Below are 21,600 nucleotides of genomic sequence, written 5' to 3' on the forward strand. Positions count from 1 at the left end.
CCCACAGGGTACGCGTACCGCTTGCGAATTCAGTTCTCTACGCGGCAGCGCAGCCCAACGCGCTGGGCAATCTGCCTGAAAAACGGTATCTAGATGCCCGCCTCCAGGCCCAGCAAGTCCTGCACCGTCTGCCTGCGGCGAATCATCCGTAGCGCTCCATCCTCGATCAGGAACTCCGGCAGCAACGGCCGGCTGTTGTAGTTCGATGACATCGACGCGCCATAGGCCCCGGCGTCGTGGATCACCAGCAGGTCACCCACCTGCGCCTGGGGCAGGTCGTGCGGGGTCAGTTCCTGGTCATCCTGGGTAAACACATCACCCGACTCGCACAGCGGTCCGGCCACCACGGTCGGCTGCCGTGGGCGGTCCACCGGTTGGCCGTTGGCGTCGAGCAGGCTCATGCGGTGGTAGGCCCCGTACATCGCTGGGCGCATCAGGTCGTTGAAACCGGCGTCGATCATGACGAAGGTGTTGCGGCCCACCTGCTTCACGGCGCGTACCTCGGCCACCAGGTAGCCCGATTCCGCCACCAGGAAGCGCCCTGGCTCGATCTCCATGCGCACGGGGTGGCCCAGCATCGCTTCGATTTCCTTGCGGGCCACGGCCCAGGTCCGGGCGTAGCGTTGCAGGTCGACCGGCGTGTCGCTGCTGCGGTACGGGGTGGAAAGCCCGCCGCCAATGGAGAACGCCTCGATGTCCACGCCCAGGCGGCCGATCAGCTCGATCATCGAGCGGGCCACTTGCTCCAGATGCTGGTAATCCACCCCCGAGCCGATGTGCATGTGCACCCCTACCAGGTGCAGGCCATGGGTTTTCACGCAGGCCAGCGCTTCGCCCAGCTCTTCGTGCCAGATGCCGTGCTTGCTATTTTCGCCGCCGGTGTTGGTCTTGCGGCTGTGGCCATGGCCGAAGCCGGGGTTGATGCGGATCCACACGCGGTGGCCGGGCGAGCGTTCACCCAGTTGGCGCAGCATGTCGATGGAGCCGGCGTTGACTTCGATCTTCGAGGCCACCACCCGCTCCAGGGTCGGCCGGTCCAGCGCGTCGCAGGTCAGCACCACGCCGGCAGGGTCGCCATCCACGCTGGCGCCCGCGGCAAAGGCCCGCTCCATTTCGCCCAGCGACACTGCGTCCAGCACCAGGCCGTGGGCGCGCATCAGGCGCAGCACATGCAGGTTGGGGTTGGCCTTCTGGGCGAAGCGCACGGTGTCGAACACCTTCAGCTGTTCGACACGCTCGGCGATGGTGCCGGCGTCGTAGGCCCACAGCGGCGAGCCGTGCTGGCGGACAGCCTCGGCCAGAAGAGTGAAGGGTGCAGTCATGGTGGCGCTACTCATATAAGGAAGGTCACGAGGATGAGCCAAAGCAGGAATTCAGAAAAATAGCTATTTTTCTGTCAGCCATTCATATCTGATATGACCATTACCGACTTGCCAGGTGTTGCCCGTGAAACTGTCCGTCCGCCATATCGAAGTGTTCCGCGCCATCATGGCCGCTGGCAGCGTCACCGGTGCGGCGCGCCTGCTGTTTACCTCGCAGCCCACCGTCAGCCGCGAACTGGCGCGGCTGGAGCAGGTAACCGGGCTGAACCTGTTCGAGCGCGAAGGTGGCCGCCTGGTGGCGACGGCCCAGGCGCTGCTGTTGATCGAGGAGGTTGAGCGGGCCTACGTAGGGCTGGAGCGCATCGACCGCTTTGCCCAGGCCATTCGCAATTTCGAGCAGGGCCGGCTGGCCATTACCTGCCTGCCGCTGTTTTCCCAGACCTTGCTGCCCAAGGCTTGCCAGCGCTTTCACCGGCAGCACCGGGGTGTGAGCGTGAGTATCCTGGCGCAGGAGTCGCCGTTGCTGGAGGAGTCGCTGGTTGCCCAGCAGCATGACCTGGGCCTGACCGAGGTAGAACAGATACCGCGTGGCGCCTACGGCGAATTGCTATTCAGCGCCAACATGGTGTGCGTGCTGCCCGACGGGCACCCGTTGCAGGCCAGGGCCGAGCTGGAGCTGAGCGATTTCCATGAGGTCGACTTCATCAACCTGGCCAGCCTGGACACCTACCGGCAGCGCCTGGACCAGCACTTTCGCGCGGCAGGGGTGAACCGCCGCACGGTCATCGAGACCACCAGTGCTGCCTCGGTGTGCGCCATGGTCAGGCAGGGCCTGGGGGTGGCGATCATCAACCCGCTGAGCGGCCTGGAGGCGGCGCAGGGCGGGTTGCCGATCCGGCGGTTGCGGGTGTCGGTGCCGTATCAGGTGATGCTGATCAGACCGGACCACCGGCCGGCGTCGGCGGCGGTGGAGCCGTTTTGCCAGGCGTTGCGGGTGCAGGCTCGGGAGATGCAGCAGGCGCTGGCATGATCGTTGTGGGGGAACTGCCTTGCACAAAACCTAAAAACTGGCGCGATCACTGTGGGAGCGGGCGTGCCCGCGAAGCAGGCGACGCGATGGATGGCACCGGCTGTGCCGGTGTTCGCGGGCATGCCCGCTCCCACAATGATCGCGTCGGTATTCAGTTCGTCACAGCTCGCAGACGAAGGTGCCGGTCCCGGCCAGGATGTTCTCCAGGGTTTCTTTCACTTCATCCATGTCACTCAACTCGCTGGTCAGGTTGATCTCCAGCACCTCATCCCCCTTCAGCGCATCCCGGTCGCCGGCCGCCACTTCGATCAGCAGGCGCTTGGCACTCAGGGTCACTTTCAGCCCATCCAGCGTCGACGGCTCGTCATCCAGGGTCAGGTCGACGGTGTCTTCGTCCGGGTAGCGGGTCAGCAGGAACATCTGACCCTTGTCGCTGTGGCAGCACAGGGTCGCCATGTTGTCTTCCTCGTCATCGCAAGGGGTGGCGAACAGCAGGGCAGTATTGATTTGCATGGACAAGGCTCGGATCAAAGGAAACGGAAGGGAATTCTGACAGTCTTGCCGACAGGCATAAACGTAAAGTTACCCCCCCTTGACCGAAATTGTCGCAGCGCTGCAAGCCTTGATGACCGATCAGTCGTTAAGCTTCGGCGAGCCCTGGGCGTGCCTGCGCACGTTCAACGCCTGGTTTTACCGTCCGCCTTGCCACGGGTTGGCTATCGTTGATCCGTACACGGCGCACGCAGCGACGCTTCAATTATTACAAAGCCCAAGCGGAGTACCACAGATGGCGTTCTTCACCGCAGCCAGCAAAGCCGACTTCCAGCATCAACTGCAAGCGGCCCTGGCGCAGCACATCAGCGAACAGTCCCTGCCACAAGTCGCGCTGTTCGCCGAGCAGTTCTTCGGCATCATCTCTCTGGACGAACTCACCCAACGCAGGCTTTCCGACCTGGCCGGCTGCACCCTGTCAGCCTGGCGCATCATCGAGCGTTTCGACCCCGAATACCCGCAAGTACGGGTGTACAACCCCGATTACGAACGCAATGGCTGGCAATCGACCCACACCGTGGTCGAAGTGCTGCACCACGACCTGCCGTTCCTGGTCGACTCGGTACGCACCGAGCTCAACCGCCGCGGCTACAGCATCCACACCCTGCAAACCACTGTGCTCAGCGTGCGCCGCGGCGCCAAGGGCGAGCTGCTTGAACTGCTGCCCAAGGGCACCCAGGGCGAGGACGTACGCCATGAGTCGCTGATGTACATGGAGATCGACCGTTGCGCCAACGCTGCCGAGCTGACGGTGTTGGCCCGCGAGATCGAGCAGGTGCTGGCCGAGGTGCGGGTGGTGGTGGCCGACTTCGAACCGATGAAGGCCAAGCTGCGTGAAGTGGTTGCGGAGGTGGAGCAGACCGCCTTTGGCCCGGCGCAGAACGAAAAGGGCGAGGTCAAGGCTTTCCTCGAGTGGCTGCTGGACAACCACTTCACCTTCCTGGGCTATGAAGAATTCACCGTCAAGGGCGACGCCGATGGCGGCCAGATGGTCTACGACGAGCAGTCGTTCCTCGGCCTGCCGCGCCGCCTGCGCGTTGGCCTGACGAGCGACGAGCTGCGCATCGAAGACTACGCCGTGGCCTACCTCAACGAACCGCTGCTGCTGTCGTTCGCCAAGGCCGCGCTGCCAAGCCGCGTACACCGCCCGGCCTACCCGGACTACGTGTCGATCCGCCAGCTGGACGCCGACGGCAAGGTGATCAAGGAGCACCGCTTCATGGGCCTGTACACCTCGTCGGTGTACGGCGAAAGCGTGCATGCCATCCCTTATATCCGACAGAAGGTCACCGAAGTCGAGCGCCGCTCGGGCTTCGATCCCAAGGCCCACCTGGGCAAGGAACTGGCCCAGGTACTGGAAGTACTGCCGCGCGACGACCTGTTCCAGACCCCGGTCGACGAGCTGTTCAGCACCGTCATGTCGATCGTGCAGATCCAGGAGCGCAACAAGATCCGCGTGTTCCTGCGCAAGGACCCATACGGCCGCTTCTGCTACTGCCTGGCCTATGTACCGCGGGAAATCTACTCCACCGAAGTGCGGCAGAAGATCCAGCAGGTGCTGATGGAGCGCCTGAAGGCCAGCGACTGCGAGTTCTGGACCTTCTTCTCCGAATCGGTGCTGGCACGTGTTCAGCTGATTCTGCGGGTAGACCCGAAAAACCGCATCGACATCGACCCGCAGCAGCTGGAACGCGAAGTGATCCAGGCCTGTCGTTCGTGGCATGACGACTACTCGGCGCTGGTGATCGAGAACTTCGGCGAAGCCCAGGGCACCAACATCCTCGCCGACTTCCCCAAAGGTTTCCCGGCCGGCTACCGCGAGCGCTTCGCCGCGCACTCGGCAGTGGTCGACCTGCAGCACGTGCTGAACCTGTCGGAAAGCAAGCCGCTGGCGATGAGCTTCTACCAGCCATTGACCCAGGTCGGCGAACGCACCCTGCACTGCAAGCTGTACCACGCCGACACGCCGCTGGCGCTGTCCGACGTGCTGCCGATCCTGGAGAACCTTGGCCTGCGCGTACTCGGCGAGTTCCCGTACCGCCTGCGCCATGCCAGTGGCCGCGGCTACTGGATCCATGACTTCGCCTTCACCTACAGCGAAGGCCTGAGCCTGGACATCCAGCAGCTCAACGACACCCTGCAGGATGCCTTCATCCACATCGTCCGCGGCGATGCCGAGAACGACGCCTTCAACCGCCTGGTGCTGACCGCCGGCCTGCCATGGCGCGACGTGGCGCTGCTGCGCGCCTACGCCCGTTACCTGAAGCAGATTCGCCTGGGCTTCGACCTGGGCTACATCGCCAGCACCCTGAACAACCACACCGACATCGCCCGCGAGCTGACCCGGTTGTTCAAGACCCGCTTCTACCTGGCGCGCAAGCTCACCCAGGAAGACCTGGATGACAAGCAACTGCGCCTGGAGCAAGCCATCCTGACCGCGCTGGACGACGTGCAGGTGCTCAACGAAGACCGCATCCTGCGTCGCTATCTGGACCTGATCAAGGCCACCCTGCGCACCAACTTCTACCAGCCGGACGCCAACGGCCACAACAAGTCGTACTTCAGTTTCAAGTTCAACCCCAAGCTGATCCCCGAACTGCCTAAACCAGTGCCCAAGTTCGAGATCTTCGTGTACTCGCCACGGGTCGAAGGCGTGCACCTGCGCTTTGGCAACGTTGCCCGCGGCGGCCTGCGCTGGTCCGACCGTGAGGAAGACTTCCGCACCGAGGTGCTGGGCCTGGTGAAAGCCCAGCAGGTAAAGAACTCGGTGATCGTGCCGGTCGGCGCCAAGGGCGGCTTCCTGCCGCGCCGCCTGCCGCTGGGCGGCAGCCGTGACGAGATCGCCGCCGAAGGCGTGGCGTGCTACCGCATCTTCATTTCCGGCCTGCTCGACATCACCGACAACCTCAAGGACGGTGGCGTGGTGCCGCCGGCCAACGTGGTACGCCATGACGATGACGACCCGTACCTGGTGGTGGCGGCCGACAAGGGCACCGCGACCTTCTCGGACATCGCCAACGGCATCGCCATCGACTACGGCTTCTGGCTGGGCGACGCCTTCGCCTCGGGTGGCTCGGCCGGTTACGACCACAAGAAGATGGGCATTACCGCGCGCGGCGCCTGGGTGGGCGTGCAGCGCCACTTCCGCGAGCGCGGCATCAATGTGCAGGAAGACCCGATCACCGTCATTGGCGTTGGCGACATGGCCGGCGACGTGTTCGGCAACGGCCTGCTGATGTCCGACAAGCTGCAATTGGTGGCGGCGTTCAACCACTTGCACATCTTCATCGACCCGAACCCGGAGCCTGCGTCCAGCTTTGCCGAGCGCAAGCGCCTGTTCGACCTGCCGCGCTCGGCCTGGAGCGACTACGACACCAGCATCATGTCCGAAGGCGGCGGGATCTTCCCGCGCAGTGCCAAGAGCATCGCCATCAGCCCGCAGATGAAAGAGCGCTTCGCCATCGAAGCCGATCGCCTGACCCCGACCGAGCTGCTCAATGCGCTGCTCAAGGCACCGGTAGACCTGCTGTGGAACGGTGGCATCGGTACCTACGTCAAGGCCAGCACCGAGAGCCACGCCGATGTCGGCGACAAGGCCAACGACGCGCTGCGGGTCAATGGCAACGAGCTGCGCTGCAAGGTGGTGGGCGAGGGCGGCAACCTGGGCATGACCCAGCTTGGCCGGGTCGAGTTCGGCCTGCATGGCGGCGCCACCAACACCGACTTCATCGACAACGCCGGCGGCGTGGACTGCTCCGACCACGAGGTCAACATCAAGATCCTGCTCAACGAAGTGGTGCAGGGTGGCGACATGACCGAGAAGCAGCGCAACCAGCTGCTGGGCAGCATGACCGACGAAGTGGCCGGGCTGGTGCTGGGCAACAACTACAAGCAGACCCAGGCGCTGTCGCTGGCGGCCCGCCGCGCCCGCGAGCGGATTGCCGAGTACAAGCGCCTGATGGCCGACCTGGAAGCCCGTGGCAAGCTGGACCGTGCCATCGAGTTCCTGCCGTCCGAAGAGCAGTTGGCCGAGCGCCTGGCCGCCGGCCAGGGCCTGACCCGCGCCGAGCTGTCGGTGCTGATCTCGTACAGCAAGATCGACCTCAAGGAACAGCTGCTCAAGTCGCTGGTGCCGGACGATGACTACCTGACCCGCGACATGGAAACCGCCTTCCCGCCGTCGCTGGTCAGCAAATTTGCCGAGTCCATGCGCCGCCACCGCCTGAAGCGCGAGATCGTCAGCACCCAGATCGCCAACGACCTGGTCAACAACATGGGCATCACTTTCGTCCAGCGCCTGAAGGAGTCGACCGGCATGAGCCCGGCCAACGTGGCCGGGGCCTACGTGATCGTGCGCGACATCTTCCACCTGCCGCACTGGTTCCGTCAGATCGAGGCTCTGGACTACCAGGTGCCGGCGGAAATCCAGCTGACCCTGATGGACGAGCTGATGCGCCTGGGCCGTCGTGCCACCCGCTGGTTCCTGCGCAGCCGCCGCAACGAGCAGGACGCCGGGCGCGACACCGCGCACTTCGGGCCGAAGATCGCGCAACTGGGGCTCAAGCTCGACGAGTTGCTCGAAGGCCCGACCCGCGAGCGCTGGATGGTGCGCTACCAAGGCTTCGTCGAGGCTGGTGTGCCGGAGTTGCTGGCGCGCATGGTGGCTGGTACTACCCACCTGTACACCCTGTTGCCGATCATCGAGGCTTCGGACGTTACCGGCCATGACCCGGCGCAGGTGGCCAAGGCGTTCTTCGCCGTGGGCAGCGCACTGGACCTGACCTGGTACCTGCAGGAAATCAGCAACCTGCCGGTGGAGAACAACTGGCAGGCGCTGGCCCGCGAGGCGTTCCGCGACGACATCGACCTGCAGCAGCGGGCGATCACCATCTCGGTACTGCAGATGGCCGATGCACCGGAAGACATGGACGCCCGCGTGGCGCTGTGGGCCGAGCAGCACCGGGTGATGGTGGAGCGCTGGCGCGCCATGCTGGATGACCTGCGCAATGCAACGGGTACCGATTATGCGATGTACGCGGTGGCCAACCGCGAGCTGGTCGACCTGGCCATGAGCGGGCAGGCGGCGGTGGTGCCGTCCTGAGCCATGAGCTGAAATGAAAAGCCCCGGCAGTGATGCCGGGGCTTTTTTGTATTCCTGTGTTGGCCCCTTCGCGGGCATGCCCGCTCCCACAGGTCCCCACCGACCTTTAGTCTTGTGCGATACCTGTGGGAGCGGGCGCGCCCGCGAAGAGGCCGGTACCGGCTTACTTGAACCTGCGCTCCACCCCTTTCTCCACCAGGATCTTCGCCGAAATCTCTTCCACCGAAAAATGCGTGGAATTGATGTTGGGAATGTTCTCCCGGCGGAACAGGTTTTCCACCTCGCGCACTTCGAACTCGCACTGGGCAAAGCTGGAATAGCGGCTGTTGGGTTTGCGCTCGTGGCGGATGGCGGTGAGGCGGTCGGGGTCGATAGTCAGGCCGAACAGCTTGTTGTGGTGCTTTTTCAGCACCGCCGGCAGCTGCAGGCGCTCCATGTCGTCCTCGGTCAGCGGGTAGTTGGCGGCGCGGATGCCGAACTGCATGGCCATGTACAGGCAGGTGGGGGTCTTGCCGCAGCGCGATACACCTACCAGGATCAGGTCGGCCTTGTCGTAGTAGTGGGTGCGTGCGCCATCGTCATTGTCCAGGGCGAAATTCACCGCCTCGATGCGTTCCATGTAGTTGGAATTGCCGCCAATGGAGTGCGACTTGCCGACTGAATACGACGAATGGGCAGTCAATTCCTGTTCAAGTGGGGACAAAAACGAAGAAAAGATGTCGATCATGAAGCCATTCGAGGTAGCCAGGATCTCACGGATGTCCTGATTGACGATGGTATCGAAGATGATCGGGCGTACACCATCGCGCTCGGCCGCAGCGTTGATTTGCTGGACCATGGTCCGCGCCTTTTCCGGCGAATCGATGTAGGGACGGGTGAATTTATTGAACGGAATGCTCTCGAATTGAGCGAGCAGACTCTGGCCCAGGGTTTCGGCGGTGATGCCGGTGCCGTCGGAGATGAAGAACGCGGTTCGTTTCATTTGCGATCTGGGCCTTAAGCTGATGACGTTTCTTGGATATGATAAGTTCGGTTTGCCGAATGCGGCTGTCGGCATTCTCACTTATTTTCCAGGTACAGGCCACAAGCGTCCGGCCAAGTCAACGAAGGCAGGCGGGCGCCATTGAGCTTTTCCAACACAGTTAGTGGAGAGATCACCTTGGTAGAGTACGTAGTTTCCCTCGATAAGCTCGGCGTCCATGATGTGGAGCATGTGGGGGGCAAGAACGCATCCCTGGGCGAGATGATCAGCAACCTCGCAGGTGCTGGTGTATCGGTGCCGGGCGGCTTTGCCACTACGGCGCAGGCGTACCGCGATTTTCTCGAACAGAGTGGTCTCAACGACCGTATCCACGCCGCGCTCGACGCACTCGATGTGGATGACATCAACGCCCTGACCAAGACCGGCGCGCAGATTCGCCAGTGGGTCATGGAAGCCGACTTCCCGGCACGTCTGGATTCGGAAATCCGTACGGCCTTCGCCGAAATGGCTGCCGGCAACGACAACATGGCCGTTGCCGTGCGTTCCTCGGCTACCGCCGAAGACCTGCCGGACGCCTCGTTCGCCGGCCAACAGGAAACCTTCCTCAACATCCGCGGCGTCGACAACGTGATCCGCGCGGCCAAGGAAGTGTTCGCCTCGCTTTTCAACGACCGTGCCATCGCCTACCGCGTGCACCAGGGCTTCGACCACAAGCTGGTGGCCCTGTCCGCCGGCGTGCAGCGCATGGTCCGCTCCGAAACCGGCACCGCCGGCGTCATGTTCACCCTCGACACCGAGTCGGGCTTCCGCGACGTGGTGTTCATCACCGGCGCCTACGGCCTGGGCGAAACCGTGGTGCAGGGTGCGGTCAACCCTGACGAATTCTACGTGCACAAAAACACCCTTCAGGCAGGCCGCCCGGCCATCCTGCGCCGCAACCTGGGCAGCAAGGCGATCAAGATGGTCTATGGCGAAGAAGCCAAGGCCGGCCGTTCGGTCAAGACCGTCGAAGTGGACCGCGCCGAGCGCGCGCGCTTCTGCCTGACCGATGCCGAGGTCAGCGAGCTGGCCAAGCAGGCCATGATCATCGAGCAGCACTACCAGCGCCCGATGGACATCGAATGGGCCAAGGACGGTGACGACGGCAAGCTGTACATCGTCCAGGCGCGCCCCGAGACGGTGAAGAGCCGCTCCAGCGCCAACGTCATGGAACGCTACCTGCTGAAAGAGAAGGGCACCGTTCTGGTCGAGGGCCGCGCCATTGGCCAGCGCATCGGCGCCGGCAAGGTCCGCGTGATCAACGACGTATCGGAAATGGACAAGGTCCAGCCGGGCGACGTGCTGGTCTCCGACATGACCGACCCGGACTGGGAACCGGTGATGAAGCGCGCCAGCGCCATCGTCACCAACCGCGGCGGGCGCACCTGCCACGCGGCGATCATCGCCCGTGAGCTGGGCATTCCGGCTGTGGTCGGTTGCGGCAACGCCACCCAGGTGCTGAAAGACGGCCAGGGTGTGACCGTATCCTGTGCCGAAGGCGATACCGGCTTCATCTTCGAGGGCGAGCTGGGCTTCGATGTGAAGCAGAACTCGGTCGACGCCATGCCCGACCTGCCATTCAAGATCATGATGAACGTCGGCAACCCGGACCGTGCCTTCGATTTCGCCCAGCTGCCCAACGCCGGTGTCGGCCTGGCGCGCCTGGAGTTCATCATCAACCGCATGATCGGCGTGCACCCCAAGGCGCTGCTGAACTACGCCGGCCTGCCAGCCGACCTGAAGGACAGCGTCGACAAGCGCATCGCCGGCTACAACGACCCGGTAGGCTTCTATGTCGAGAAGCTGGTCGAGGGCATCAGCACCCTGGCTGCGGCCTTCTACCCGAAAAAGGTCATCGTGCGCCTGTCGGACTTCAAGTCCAACGAGTACGCCAACCTGATCGGCGGCAAGCTGTACGAGCCGGAAGAAGAAAACCCGATGCTCGGCTTCCGTGGCGCTTCGCGCTACATCAGCGAATCGTTCCGTGACTGCTTCGAGCTCGAGTGTCGTGCGCTCAAGCGCGTGCGTAACGAGATGGGCCTGACCAACGTCGAGATCATGGTGCCGTTCGTGCGTACCCTGGGTGAAGCCAGCCAGGTTGTCGACCTGCTCGCCGAAAACGGCCTGGCCCGTGGCGACAATGGCCTGCGCGTGATCATGATGTGCGAACTGCCGTCCAACGCCATCCTCGCCGAAGAGTTCCTGGAGTACTTCGACGGCTTCTCGATCGGCTCCAACGACCTGACCCAGCTGACCCTGGGCCTGGACCGTGACTCGGGCATCATCGCCCACCTGTTCGACGAGCGTAACCCTGCGGTGAAGAAGCTGCTGGCCAACGCCATTGCCGCGTGCAACAAGGCTGGCAAGTACATCGGCATCTGCGGCCAGGGCCCGTCGGACCACCCGGACCTGGCCAAGTGGCTGATGGAGCAGGGTATCGACAGCGTGTCGCTGAACCCGGACTCGGTACTCGAAACCTGGTTCTACCTGGCTGAAGGCCAGGGCGCGGTCTGATGCAGTAAAACGCGGGGGTACGTCTGGCGTACCCCCGCCTGGTTTTTTCCAGGGCGAGCTCCAGCAATGGAACCCGCCCTTTTTTGTGCACCAAGCAACCTTATGCAAAGCAGCAGTACTCTATTCCCCGTGGCCCTGCTCAGTGCCGAACGCCGCGGCGACCTCAGCGAAGACGTGTACCGGATCAAGGCCGGCAACAGCCCTGACCCCAGCGTCGAGCTGGCTGTCACCCGCCTGGGGCTGGCCGATCAGGGCCAGGCCCAGGGCGTACCGGTCATTCTCTTGCACGGCAGCTTCTCCAACCGCCGCTTCTGGTATTCCCCCAAAGGGGTTGGTCTGGGCGCCTATCTCGCCCGCGCCGGCTTCGATGTGTGGATCCCGGAAATGCGCGGCCATGGCCTGTCGCCGCGCAACCATGACTGGAAGCACAACAGCGTTGCCGCCTATGCCCGCGATGACCTGCCGCTGATTGCCGCGTTCGTGCGCGAGCAGTCGGGCCAGACGCCGCACTGGGTCGGCCATTCCTTGGGCGGCACGACCCTGGCGGCAGCGCTGGGCGGTGGCTTTCTGGCTGCCGAACAGGTGGCCAGCGTGGCGCTGTTCGGTACCCAGATCAGCCGCGTGTACTGGCCGCTGAAGGTGCCACCGCTGGCCTGGGGGGCCAAGCTGCTGCTTAAGCGCTGGGGGCAGATTTCCGGGCCGCGTTTCAAACGTGGGCCGGAGGATGAGCCGATCGGCCTGGCCCTGGAAAGCATGCGCTGGCATGGCCTGTTCGGGCGCTTTGGCGACAAACAGAGCGACTGGTGGGCGGGGCTGGCCAAGGTGGATGTGCCGCTGCTGGCCGTGGCTGGTGCGGGGGACTTCCAGGACCCGGTGTGGGCCTGCCGCAAGCTGTTCGAGCAATTCGGCGGTGAGCGCAAACAGTTTCTGCGGCTGGGGCTCGAGGAAGGCTTCGACGCTTTCGGGCATGTCGACATGCTGGTGAGCAAGGCCGCGCAGGTGCAGGTGTGGCCGCTGGTGGAGCGTTGGCTGCGGGATCCGCTGGTGCCGGTGCATGAATCCACGGTGGTGGCGGAGCCTGTGCCCGTCAGCTGAGTTTGCGTCGCCTGTGCTGGCCCTTTCGCGGGCACGCCCGCTCCCACAGGGACCTCACAGCATTCAGCCCCTGTGTGGTCCCTGTGGGAGCGGGCGTGCCCGCGAAAGGGCCGGTACAGGCAAAACACAACTGACTGCTTGGTCCCGGATGACTGCAATGGGCTCTACGGTGTAGCCTTGGCCGATATCCGCTTTCGTTGTGACTGACAGGAGCTTCCCATGCAGCATTACGTTACGCCCGACCTGTGTGATGCCTACCCGGACCTGGTGCAGGTGCTGGAACCGATGTTCAGCAATTTTGGTGGCCGCGATTCGTTCGGCGGCCAGATCGTCACCATCAAGTGCTTCGAAGACAACTCGCTGGTCAAGGAGCAGGTCGAGCTCGATGGCAAGGGCAAGGTCCTGGTCGTCGATGGTGGTGGCTCGCTGCGCCGCGCACTGCTCGGCGACATGCTCGCCGAGAAGGCTGCCAGGAACGGTTGGGAAGGCCTGGTGATCTACGGCTGCGTGCGTGACGTCGACGTGTTGATCCAGACCGACGTCGGCGTGCAGGCCCTGGCCAGCCACCCGATGAAGACCGACAAGCGCGGCATCGGCGACCTCAACGTGCCAGTGACCTTCGCCGGGGTGACCTTCCGCCCGGGCGAGTATGTGTATGCCGACAACAATGGCGTGCTGGTCTCGCCAAGCCCGTTGAAAATGCCTGAGTAAGGCGCCGCCCGCGCTGATGGAGCTTTGATGTTCGAGGAAGACAACGCGCAGTGGGGGCTGGTGCACGCCCTGGTGCTCGATGGCAAAGGTGGCGCGCGCTCGATTGCCCGTACCGAGCTGGACGACCTGCAGCTGCAACCCGAGCAAAGCCTGTGGCTGCACTGGGATCGCAGCCATCCGCAAACCCGCACCTGGCTGCTGCACGACAGCGGCCTGAGCGCGTTCGCCTGCGAGCTGCTGCTGGAAGAAAACACCCGGCCGCGCCTGCTGCCCATGGCCGATGAACAGTTGTTGCTGTTCCTGCGTGGGGTCAACCTCAACCCGGGTGCAGAGCCGGAAGACATGGTCTCGGTGCGTATCTTTGCCGAGGCGCAGCGGGTCATCTCGCTGCGCCTGCGGCCGTTGCGCGCCAGTGACGAGATTCTCCAGAAGCTCGAAGAGGGCAGGGGCCCGAAATCGGCTTCCGAGCTGTTGCTGCTGATGGGCGAACTGCTCACCGAAAAGGTTCAGGGTCTGGTCAGCGACCTGTCCGAACTGGCCGACATTGAAGAAGAAAAGGTTGAATCCGACGAACGGTATACCCCGGAGAACGGCAGCCTGCAGCAGATCCGCCGGCGTGCCGCCGGTCTGCGGCGTTTTCTTGCCCCGCAGCGGGAAATCTACGCCCAGTTGTCGCGCAGCAAATGGAGCTGGTTCGCCGATGCCGATGCCGATTACTGGAACGAGCTGAACAACAGCCTCATCCGCTACCTCGAAGAGCTGGAACTGACCCGCGAACGTGCCGCGCTGGTGCTGGAAAGCCAGGATCGCCGGCGTAGCGAGCGCATGAACCGCACCATGTACCGCTTCGGCATCATCACCTGCATCTTCCTGCCCATGAGCTTCATCACCGGGCTGCTGGGCATCAATGTCGGCGGCATCCCCGGGGCGGAAAACCCCTATGGTTTCCTGTTCGCCTGCATCGTCGTGCTGGGGCTTGCGGTGGGGCAGTGGTGGCTGTTTCGGCGGTTGCGGTGGGTATAGATGTCGATTGACCTGCTCTGGCCTCTTCGCGGGCACGCCCGCTCCCACAGGGACACCACAGCCTTCAGGTTCTGTGGGATCCCTGTGGGAGCGGGCGTGCCCGCGAAGAAGCCGACGCGCATTCATTTTGAAACACTCGTCCCAATGCGATGTGTGACCCATCGACCGGCCATCTCGTCTCTGACTGACACTGCGCGAGGTGCCCATGCACGATCCGTTTGAAGAATCCCTGCGCGACCTGCTCAAGGTGTCCCCCTCCGGCAATGACCGGGACGACCGGGACGACGCCGCTTGCCTGGGTCGCGTGCTGAAAACCGCCAACCGCCAGGTTGGCGCGGGCGATCTGTTCAGCCTGCTTGGCCGCTGGAGCCAGGCGCTGCTGATCGCCGTGAACAATGGCGCGGCGCATGTTGCGCCGGTGCGTCGACACTCTTCCCGCAACGCTGCCAACGGCAGCAAAGCAGATAAGGCCGATTGAATATGGAACTCGATCTCTGGACCCAGAGCCTGGTCACCGCCATGACTGCCCTTTGGACCAAGGTAGCGAACTTCATCCCCAACCTGTTCGGCGCGCTGGTCGTGGTGCTGCTCGGTTTCGTGGTGGCCAAGCTGCTCGACACGCTGCTGTCCAAACTGCTGGCCAAGTTCGGCCTGGACCGCCTGATGGCCGGCACCGGCCTGACCAAGATGCTCGGCCGGGTCGGCATCCAGGTACCCATCTCCACCCTGATCGGCAAGATCGTCTACTGGTTCGTGCTGCTCATCTTCCTGGTCTCGGCCGCAGAGTCGCTGGGCCTGGAGCGGGTTTCGGCAACCCTCGACATGCTTGCCCTTTACCTGCCGAAGGTGTTCGGCGCAGCCCTGGTGCTGCTGGCCGGCGTGCTGCTGGCCCAGGTGGCCAACGGCCTGGTACGCGGCGCTGCCGAAGGCATCGGCCTGGAATACTCGGCAGGCCTGGGCCGTATCACCCAAGGCCTGGTGATCATCATCAGCATCTCGGTGGCCATCAGCCAGCTGGAGGTGAAAACCGACCTGCTGAACCATGTGATCGTGATCGGGCTGATTACCGTTGGTCTGGCCGTTGCGTTGGCAATGGGCCTCGGTAGCCGCGAAATCGCCGGGCAGATCCTGGCCGGCATCTACGTGCGCGAACTTTATCAGGTGGGCCAGCAGGTGCGAATTGGAGAGGTCGAAGGGCACATCGAGGAAATCGGTACGGTCAAGACGACGCTGCTGACCGATGATGGCGAACTGGTGTCGCTGTCCAATCGCGAGTTGCTTGAGCAGCGAGTCAATAGCCGCTAACCGCACAAAGCTGTTAATGTATGCCGCCGCGAAAATCGACCCACGGGGTCGCGCGGCGACATTGACCTGACTGTCGGCCAGATCCGTTTTGAATAAAGTTCATTCGCCGCCCATGCGTTATGACCCCCGCGAGCTCACCGACGAAGAGTTGGTGGCGCGTTCGCATGAAGAGCTGTACCACGTTACCCGCGCCTATGAGGAGCTCATGCGGCGCTACCAACGGACCCTGTTCAACGTCTGTGCACGTTATCTGGGGAACGACCGTGACGCGGACGATGTCTGTCAGGAAGTCATGTTGAAAGTGCTGTACGGGCTGAAGAACTTCGAGGGTAAGTCCAAGTTCAAGACCTGGCTCTACAGCATCACCTACAACGAATGCATTACCCAGTACCGCAAGGAGCGCCGTAAACGTCGGCTGATGGATGCCTTGAGTCTGGACCCTGTCGAAGAGGCGTCCGAAGACAAGGCTCCGAAGCCGGAAGAAAAAGGCGGGCTGGACAAGTGGCTGGTGCATGTGAACCCGATTGACCGGGAAATCCTGGTGCTGCGTTTTGTCGCAGAGCTGGAATTTCAGGAAATTGCCGACATCATGCACATGGGCCTGAGCGCGACAAAAATGCGCTACAAGCGCGCGCTAGACAAGCTTCGGGAGAAATTTGCCGGCCTCGATGAAACTTAGTGGCGTGCAAATATCTCTAACGAACCGGCGAGTTCTGCTAGACTTGCCGTCGAGTTGTCCCCCTTGTTTGTGGTGGGACTGCTTAACTATCACCAGATGGGGATTTAACGGATGAAATTGAAAAACACCTTGGGCTTGGCCATTGGCTCGCTCGTCGCTGCTACTTCGTTCGGCGTTCTGGCTCAAGGCCAAGGCGCTGTGGAAATCGAAGGCAACGTTACCAAGCAGTACTACGACAGCGAACGTAACTTCAAGAACGACGGCACCAATCCTGGTGTTCGCCTGGGCTACTTCCTGACCGACGACGTTTCCCTGGACCTCGGCTACAACGAGACCCACAACGCTCGTGGTGAAGTCTTCAACAAAGACATCAAAGGTTCCAAGGCCAAGCTCGACGCTACCTACCACTTCGGTACCGTTGGCGACGCTCTGCGTCCGTACGTTTCCGCCGGTTTCGCTCACGAGAGCCTGGGCCAGGCCACTCGTAGCGGCCGCGACCACTCCACCTTCGCCAACGTTGGCGCTGGCGCCAAGTGGTACATCACCGACATGTTCTTCGCCCGTGCTGGCGTAGAAGCCATGTACAACATCGACAACGGCAACACCGAGTGGGGCCCGACCGTTGGTGTTGGTCTGAACTTCGGCGGTAGCCCGAAGCAAGCTGAAGTCGCTCCGGCCCCAGTTGCCGAAGTGTGCTCCGACTCCGACAACGACGGCGTTTGCGACAACGTCGACAAGTGCCCTGACACCCCGGCCAACGTTACCGTTGACGCTGATGGCTGCCCGGCTGTTGCCGAAGTCGTTCGCGTTGAGCTGGACGTCAAGTTCGACTTCGACAAGTCGGTCGTCAAGCCAAACAGCTACGGCGACATCAAGAACCTGGCTGACTTCATGAAGCAGTACCCACAGACCACCACTACCGTGGAAGGTCACACTGACTCCGTCGGCCCAGACGCTTACAACCAGAAGCTGTCCGAGCGTCGTGCCAACGCTGTCAAGCAGGTCCTGACCCAGCAGTACGGCGTAGAATCCAGCCGTGTTGATTCGGTTGGCTACGGCGAAACCCGTCCGGTTGCCGACAACGCCACCGAAGAAGGCCGCGCTGTCAACCGTCGCGTTGAAGCTCAGGTAGAAGCCCAGGCCAAGTAATTGGTTTGAAGCTTCATGAAAAACCCGGCCTCGGCCGGGTTTTTCTTTGCCTGGGATTTGTGTGGTGTGTGCCGACCCTTTCGCGGGCTTGCCCACTCCCACAGGTTCGTCGTATGTCGCAGGCTATGTGCAATCTCTGTGGGAGCGGGCAAGCCCGCGAAGGGGCCTTTACAGGCACTGCATCAACCTGCTATTGCCACCAATTCCTGAACCACCTGTTCCCCAACCACCTCCCCAATCACCAAAATCGCCGGGCTACGCAAGCCAAACCCCCGCGCATCCTCGACCATCCCCCGCACATCGCTCCTGCATTCCCGCTGCTGCGGCAACGAGGCATTCTCGATCATCGCCACCGGCGTCGCCGGTGCCATGCCCCCGTCCAGTAACCCTTGGCGCACCTGCTCCAGCCTGGCCACGCCCATGTACACCACCAGGGTCGTCCCGCCCTGGGCCAAGGCCGCCCAGTTCAGTTCGCTGTCGTCCTGGGTATGGGCCGTGACCAGCGTCACGCCACGGCTAACGCCACGTGAGGTCAGGGAAATACCGCATTGCGTGGCGCCGGCCAGGCCGGCGGTAATGCCATTGACCACTTCTACCTCGATACCATGCCCCTGCAACCACAGCGCCTCTTCACCGCCGCGGCCGAAGATACACGGGTCGCCGCCCTTGAGCCGCACCACGCAGCGCCCTTGCCGCGCATGGCGCAGCATCAGGCGCTGGATGAAAGCCTGCGGTGTGGAGCGGCAGCCGCCGCGCTTGCCCACGGCAATCACCCGGGCCTGTGGGCAGTGCTCCAGCACTACCGGGTTGACCAGGTCGTCGATCATCACCACAGCGGCTTGCCGCAAGGCGCGTACAGCCTTGAGGGTAAGCAGCTCCGGATCACCAGGACCAGCACCAACTAGCCAGACTTTCGCATTCATCAGGGTTTCCTCATCGGCAAGGTGCGTTCAGCCCTTGAGCAGGGTGAGCAGCAAAATCAGGTTGAACAGCAAGGACAGCAGGGCCAGGGTGCGCCAGACCTTCAACGGTTCGCGCTCCAGCAACGGCCGTGGCCGGGTGGGCAGCTCCTGGCGGTCGCCACGTTCGAGCAGCAGCAACCAGTGTTCGGCGGTTTCGAAGCGCTGCGCCGGGTCGGCTGCCAGTGCCTGCTGCAGGTTGTGCTGCAGCCATTCCGGCAGGTCAGGGCGGTAACGCGCGGCGTTGACCGGCTGGCCGAAGCGTGGGCGCTGGAAGGCCTCCACCTCGCCGTAGGGGTAATGCCCGGTCAGCAGGTGATACAACGTCACTCCCACGGCATACAGGTCCTGGCGTGGGCTGGGCGGTTGGCCGTCGAACGCTTCCGGGGCAATGTATGACGGTGTGCCCGGCAACTCGTGCAGCGGGTCTTCGGACAAGCCCGGGCAGTAGGCCAGGCCGAAGTCCAGCAGGCGCAGCTGCCCATCGCTGCCCAGGTGCAGGTTCTCTGGCTTGATGTCGCGGTGCAGCAGGTTGCGCCGGTGCAATACGCCGACCGCCTGCAGCAGCTGCCGGGCCAGCTCCAGCCACTGCGGCATGGGCAGCGGGCCATGCTCGGCCAGCAGCGCCGCCAGGCTCTGGCCGGGGTATTCGCGCATCACGTAGTACAGGTGCTGGCGCTGGCTGGCGGTGTGCAGCTCGGGAAAGTGCCGGCCAGCGACCCGGCGCAGGAACCATTCCTCCAGCAACAGCCCTTGCGCCGCGCCGGGCTCCTGCTCGCGCGCGGGTGGCAGTGTCTTCAGCAGCCAGGCTCGGCCCTGACTATCGCGCACCCGGTACAGCAGCGACTGGCGGCTTTGCGAAAGCAGCTTTTCGGCTTGCCAGCCATCGATTACCTGGCCTTCACGCAACGGGCCGGGCACCGGCCATTGCTGCAGTTGCGCCAGGGTGTCACCCAGGTTGGCAGTGCCCAATTGCTCGACCTGCACCAGCAAGGCACTGGCGTTGTCCTGGCTACCGTTCAGGTGCGCGCTGGCGACCAGGGTATCGACGGCCAGTTGCAGGTCGGGTTGCTCGCGCAGCACCGCCTGGATGTGCTGGTCGCCCAGGCTGGCCCATACGCCATCGCTCAACAACAGGAAGCTCTCGCCCGGCTGCAGCTCGCCTTCCAGGTAATCCACCAGCAAATGCTGGTCCAGGCCCAGCGCACGCTTCAGTACATGCTGCATGCCGGGCTGGTCCCATACGTGATCTTCGCTCAGGCATTGCAGGCGCCCGGCGTGCCAGCGGTACACGCGGCAGTCTCCCACGTGGGCCAGGGTAAAGCGTCGGCCGCGCAGCACCAGCGCGCTGAGGGTGGTCAGCAGTGGCTGGCCACTGCCTTGGGCGCGCAGCCAGCGGTTTTGCGCCAGCAGCAGGCGGTCCAGTGCCTGGGCCACGCTCCAGGTCGCGGGGGTGGCGTAATAGTCCAGGGCCAGCGCCTGCAGGCTGGCACGGGCTGCCAGGCCGCCATCGGCACATTGGCTGACGCCGTCGGCGAGGGCGAACAGGTAGCCTTTGCTGGCGGCCAGCTCCGGTGCCGGGGTAACCAGGCGCAGGGCGTCCTGATTTTCCTCGCGCGGCCCGGTGGCGCTGGCCTGGGCAAAGTTCAGTTGCAGGCTCATGGCTGTGCCTCAGACCCGTGCCGCGGTAACCGCAGCCGAGCCCCAGGTGGTGCGCCAGCGCTGTTTCACGCCGTGCAGGCCGAACCAGGCCAGCAAGCCCAGGCTGGCGAACAGCCACAGCCCCAGTTGGTAGTCACCGGTGTGCTGCTTGATGGTGCCAAGCCCGGCGGCCAGCAGGAAGCCTCCGATGCCGCCGGCCATGCCGATCAGCCCGGTCATCACGCCGATCTCCTGGCGGAAGCGTTGCGGCACAAGCTGGAACACCGCGCCATTGCCGGCCCCCAGGCCGAGCATGGCGCTGACGAACAGGGCCAGTGCGGCGGCAGCGCTAGGCAGGTTGAAGCCGACTGCAGCGATGCAGATGGCCGCCACGCTGTACATGCCCAGCAGGGTGCGGATGCCGCCGAAGCGGTCGGCCAGGGCGCCGCCGAGCGGGCGCATCAGGCTGCCGGCGAACACGCAGGCAGCGGTGTAGTAGCCGGCGGTGACCGGGCTCAGGCCATACTGGTCGCTGAAATAGCCGGGCAGGGCGCTGGCCAGGCCGATGAAGCCGCCGAAGGTGACGCTGTAGAAGAACATGAACCACCAGCTGTCTCGGTCGCCCAGGGCCTTGAGGTAGTCGGCCATGGCTTTTGGCTTGGGCCGCTGCGGAGCATTGCGTGCCAGCAGGGCGAACACCAACAGGGCCAGCGACAGCGGGATCAGCGCGAAGCCGAACACGTTGTTCCAGCCAAAGCCCGCAGCCAGCGCCGGGGCCAGCAGGGCGGCGAACACCGTGCCGGAGTTGCCGGCACCTGCAATGCCCATGGCTTTGCCTTGGTGCTGTGGCGGGTACCATTGCGAGGCCAGCGGCAGTGACACAGCGAACGAAGCGCCGGCAAAGCCGAGGAACACGCCCAGCAGCAGCGCTTGTTCATAGCTGTGCACGCCCAGGTGCCAGGCAGCGGCGAGGGCGACGATGACCACCACTTGGCCGATCAGCCCCGCGGTCTTGGGTGACAGGCGGTCGACCAGCACGCCCATGGCGAAGCGCAGGATCGCCCCGGCCAGGATCGGCGTGGCCACCATCAGGCCCCGTTGTTGTGCACTCAACTGCAGATCGGCGGCAATCTGCACCGCCAATGGGCCAAGCAGGTACCAGACCATGAAGCTGAGGTCGAAGTACAGGAACGCGGCGAACAGCGTGGGCACATGCCCGGATTTCCAGAAGCTGGTACTCATCGAACACCTCACTCGGCAATGCAACGGAACGAAAAAGACGCCGCTACCCGCTCCACGTGCGTGGAGGGGAGAGCGACGTCTTTGTCGGGGATTAAGTGGGGCAACCGCCGTTGGCTACCGGTGATATTTGTTCAGCAAGAGATGGGCCAACTCTGAGAAGTTGCAGTCTCCTTGTAGGAGCGGCCTTGTGTCGCGATGGGCTGCGCAGCAGCCCCAGGATCTCAGCTTCGCGGCAGAGATTGCCGGGGCTGCTGCG

At 63.6% G+C, this 21,600-nt stretch carries 16 protein-coding genes; 10 read left to right on the forward strand and 6 right to left on the reverse strand.

The window, feature by feature from the left end:
• Nucleotides 1–89 precede the first annotated feature (89 nt).
• Entirely contained in the window at nucleotides 90–1,322 is a 1,233-nt protein-coding gene (lysA, locus tag ACLCGK_RS26980) for a diaminopimelate decarboxylase (protein WP_410953316.1), read from the reverse strand.
• 124 nt (nucleotides 1,323–1,446) lie between these two features.
• Between lysA and ACLCGK_RS26985 the strand changes: the two genes are divergently transcribed.
• Nucleotides 1,447–2,352: a LysR family transcriptional regulator gene (locus ACLCGK_RS26985; RefSeq protein WP_410953317.1), complete on the forward strand. Its 906-nt coding sequence runs from the start codon at nucleotides 1,447–1,449 to the stop codon at nucleotides 2,350–2,352.
• Between the two features lie 159 nt (nucleotides 2,353–2,511).
• On the opposite strand, the gene ACLCGK_RS26990 is transcribed toward ACLCGK_RS26985, so the two are convergent.
• Nucleotides 2,512–2,865, reverse strand: a complete 354-nt coding sequence (locus ACLCGK_RS26990; protein ID WP_013971664.1) for a hypothetical protein — start codon at nucleotides 2,863–2,865, stop codon at nucleotides 2,512–2,514.
• Between the two features lie 274 nt (nucleotides 2,866–3,139).
• Between ACLCGK_RS26990 and ACLCGK_RS26995 the strand changes: the two genes are divergently transcribed.
• Entirely contained in the window at nucleotides 3,140–8,005 is a 4,866-nt protein-coding gene (locus tag ACLCGK_RS26995) for an NAD-glutamate dehydrogenase (RefSeq protein WP_410953318.1), read from the forward strand.
• 163 nt (nucleotides 8,006–8,168) lie between these two features.
• Here ACLCGK_RS26995 and ACLCGK_RS27000 read toward each other — a convergent pair whose 3' ends face one another.
• Nucleotides 8,169–8,987, reverse strand: a complete 819-nt coding sequence (locus tag ACLCGK_RS27000) for a pyruvate, water dikinase regulatory protein (protein WP_024086557.1) — start codon at nucleotides 8,985–8,987, stop codon at nucleotides 8,169–8,171.
• A gap of 177 nt (nucleotides 8,988–9,164) precedes the next feature.
• Between ACLCGK_RS27000 and ppsA the strand changes: the two genes are divergently transcribed.
• The 8 genes from ppsA (at nucleotide 9,165) to ACLCGK_RS27040 (ending at nucleotide 17,502) form a co-directional block, all read left to right on the forward strand.
• Nucleotides 9,165–11,540 carry a phosphoenolpyruvate synthase gene (gene ppsA / locus ACLCGK_RS27005; RefSeq protein WP_015269493.1) on the forward strand — a complete coding sequence of 792 codons (2,376 nt, stop codon included), beginning with the start codon at nucleotides 9,165–9,167 and terminating at the stop codon, nucleotides 11,538–11,540.
• 102 nt (nucleotides 11,541–11,642) lie between these two features.
• Nucleotides 11,643–12,635: an alpha/beta fold hydrolase gene (locus ACLCGK_RS27010; protein WP_367070685.1), complete on the forward strand. Its 993-nt coding sequence runs from the start codon at nucleotides 11,643–11,645 to the stop codon at nucleotides 12,633–12,635.
• A 219-nt stretch (nucleotides 12,636–12,854) separates the two neighbouring features.
• Nucleotides 12,855–13,346, forward strand: coding sequence for a ribonuclease E activity regulator RraA (gene rraA, locus ACLCGK_RS27015; protein WP_013971668.1), 492 nt, complete (start codon nucleotides 12,855–12,857; stop codon nucleotides 13,344–13,346).
• Nucleotides 13,347–13,373: 27 nt separating this feature from the next.
• Nucleotides 13,374–14,369 (forward strand): zinc transporter ZntB, encoded by a 996-nt coding sequence (locus tag ACLCGK_RS27020; protein WP_024086559.1) that lies wholly within the window; start codon nucleotides 13,374–13,376, stop codon nucleotides 14,367–14,369.
• A 205-nt stretch (nucleotides 14,370–14,574) separates the two neighbouring features.
• Complete coding sequence (locus ACLCGK_RS27025; RefSeq protein WP_133970848.1) at nucleotides 14,575–14,847, forward strand: CrfX protein; 273 nt, start codon at nucleotides 14,575–14,577, stop codon at nucleotides 14,845–14,847.
• Between the two features lie 2 nt (nucleotides 14,848–14,849).
• Nucleotides 14,850–15,674, forward strand: coding sequence for a mechanosensitive ion channel family protein (locus tag ACLCGK_RS27030; RefSeq protein ID WP_004376138.1), 825 nt, complete (start codon nucleotides 14,850–14,852; stop codon nucleotides 15,672–15,674).
• A gap of 112 nt (nucleotides 15,675–15,786) precedes the next feature.
• On the forward strand, nucleotides 15,787–16,353 hold the full coding sequence (gene sigX / locus ACLCGK_RS27035; RefSeq protein WP_003248665.1) for an RNA polymerase sigma factor SigX: 567 nt from the start codon (nucleotides 15,787–15,789) through the stop codon (nucleotides 16,351–16,353).
• Between the two features lie 111 nt (nucleotides 16,354–16,464).
• Entirely contained in the window at nucleotides 16,465–17,502 is a 1,038-nt protein-coding gene (locus ACLCGK_RS27040) for an OmpA family protein (protein ID WP_004376136.1), read from the forward strand.
• A gap of 182 nt (nucleotides 17,503–17,684) precedes the next feature.
• Here the strand turns inward: ACLCGK_RS27040 and cobA are convergent, their stop codons facing one another.
• From cobA to ACLCGK_RS27055, 3 genes are read right to left on the reverse strand one after another with little or no spacing between them, the layout of a single operon-like run.
• Nucleotides 17,685–18,425 carry a uroporphyrinogen-III C-methyltransferase gene (gene cobA, locus ACLCGK_RS27045; RefSeq protein ID WP_410953319.1) on the reverse strand — a complete coding sequence of 247 codons (741 nt, stop codon included), beginning with the start codon at nucleotides 18,423–18,425 and terminating at the stop codon, nucleotides 17,685–17,687.
• A gap of 27 nt (nucleotides 18,426–18,452) precedes the next feature.
• Nucleotides 18,453–20,123 (reverse strand): bifunctional protein-serine/threonine kinase/phosphatase, encoded by a 1,671-nt coding sequence (locus tag ACLCGK_RS27050; protein WP_039614901.1) that lies wholly within the window; start codon nucleotides 20,121–20,123, stop codon nucleotides 18,453–18,455.
• A gap of 9 nt (nucleotides 20,124–20,132) precedes the next feature.
• A complete protein-coding gene (locus tag ACLCGK_RS27055; RefSeq protein WP_013971672.1) occupies nucleotides 20,133–21,344 on the reverse strand; it encodes a nitrate/nitrite transporter in 1,212 nt (403 codons plus the stop codon).
• Nucleotides 21,345–21,600 lie beyond the last annotated feature (256 nt).

The organism is Pseudomonas sp. S1(2024) (assembly GCF_046557535.1).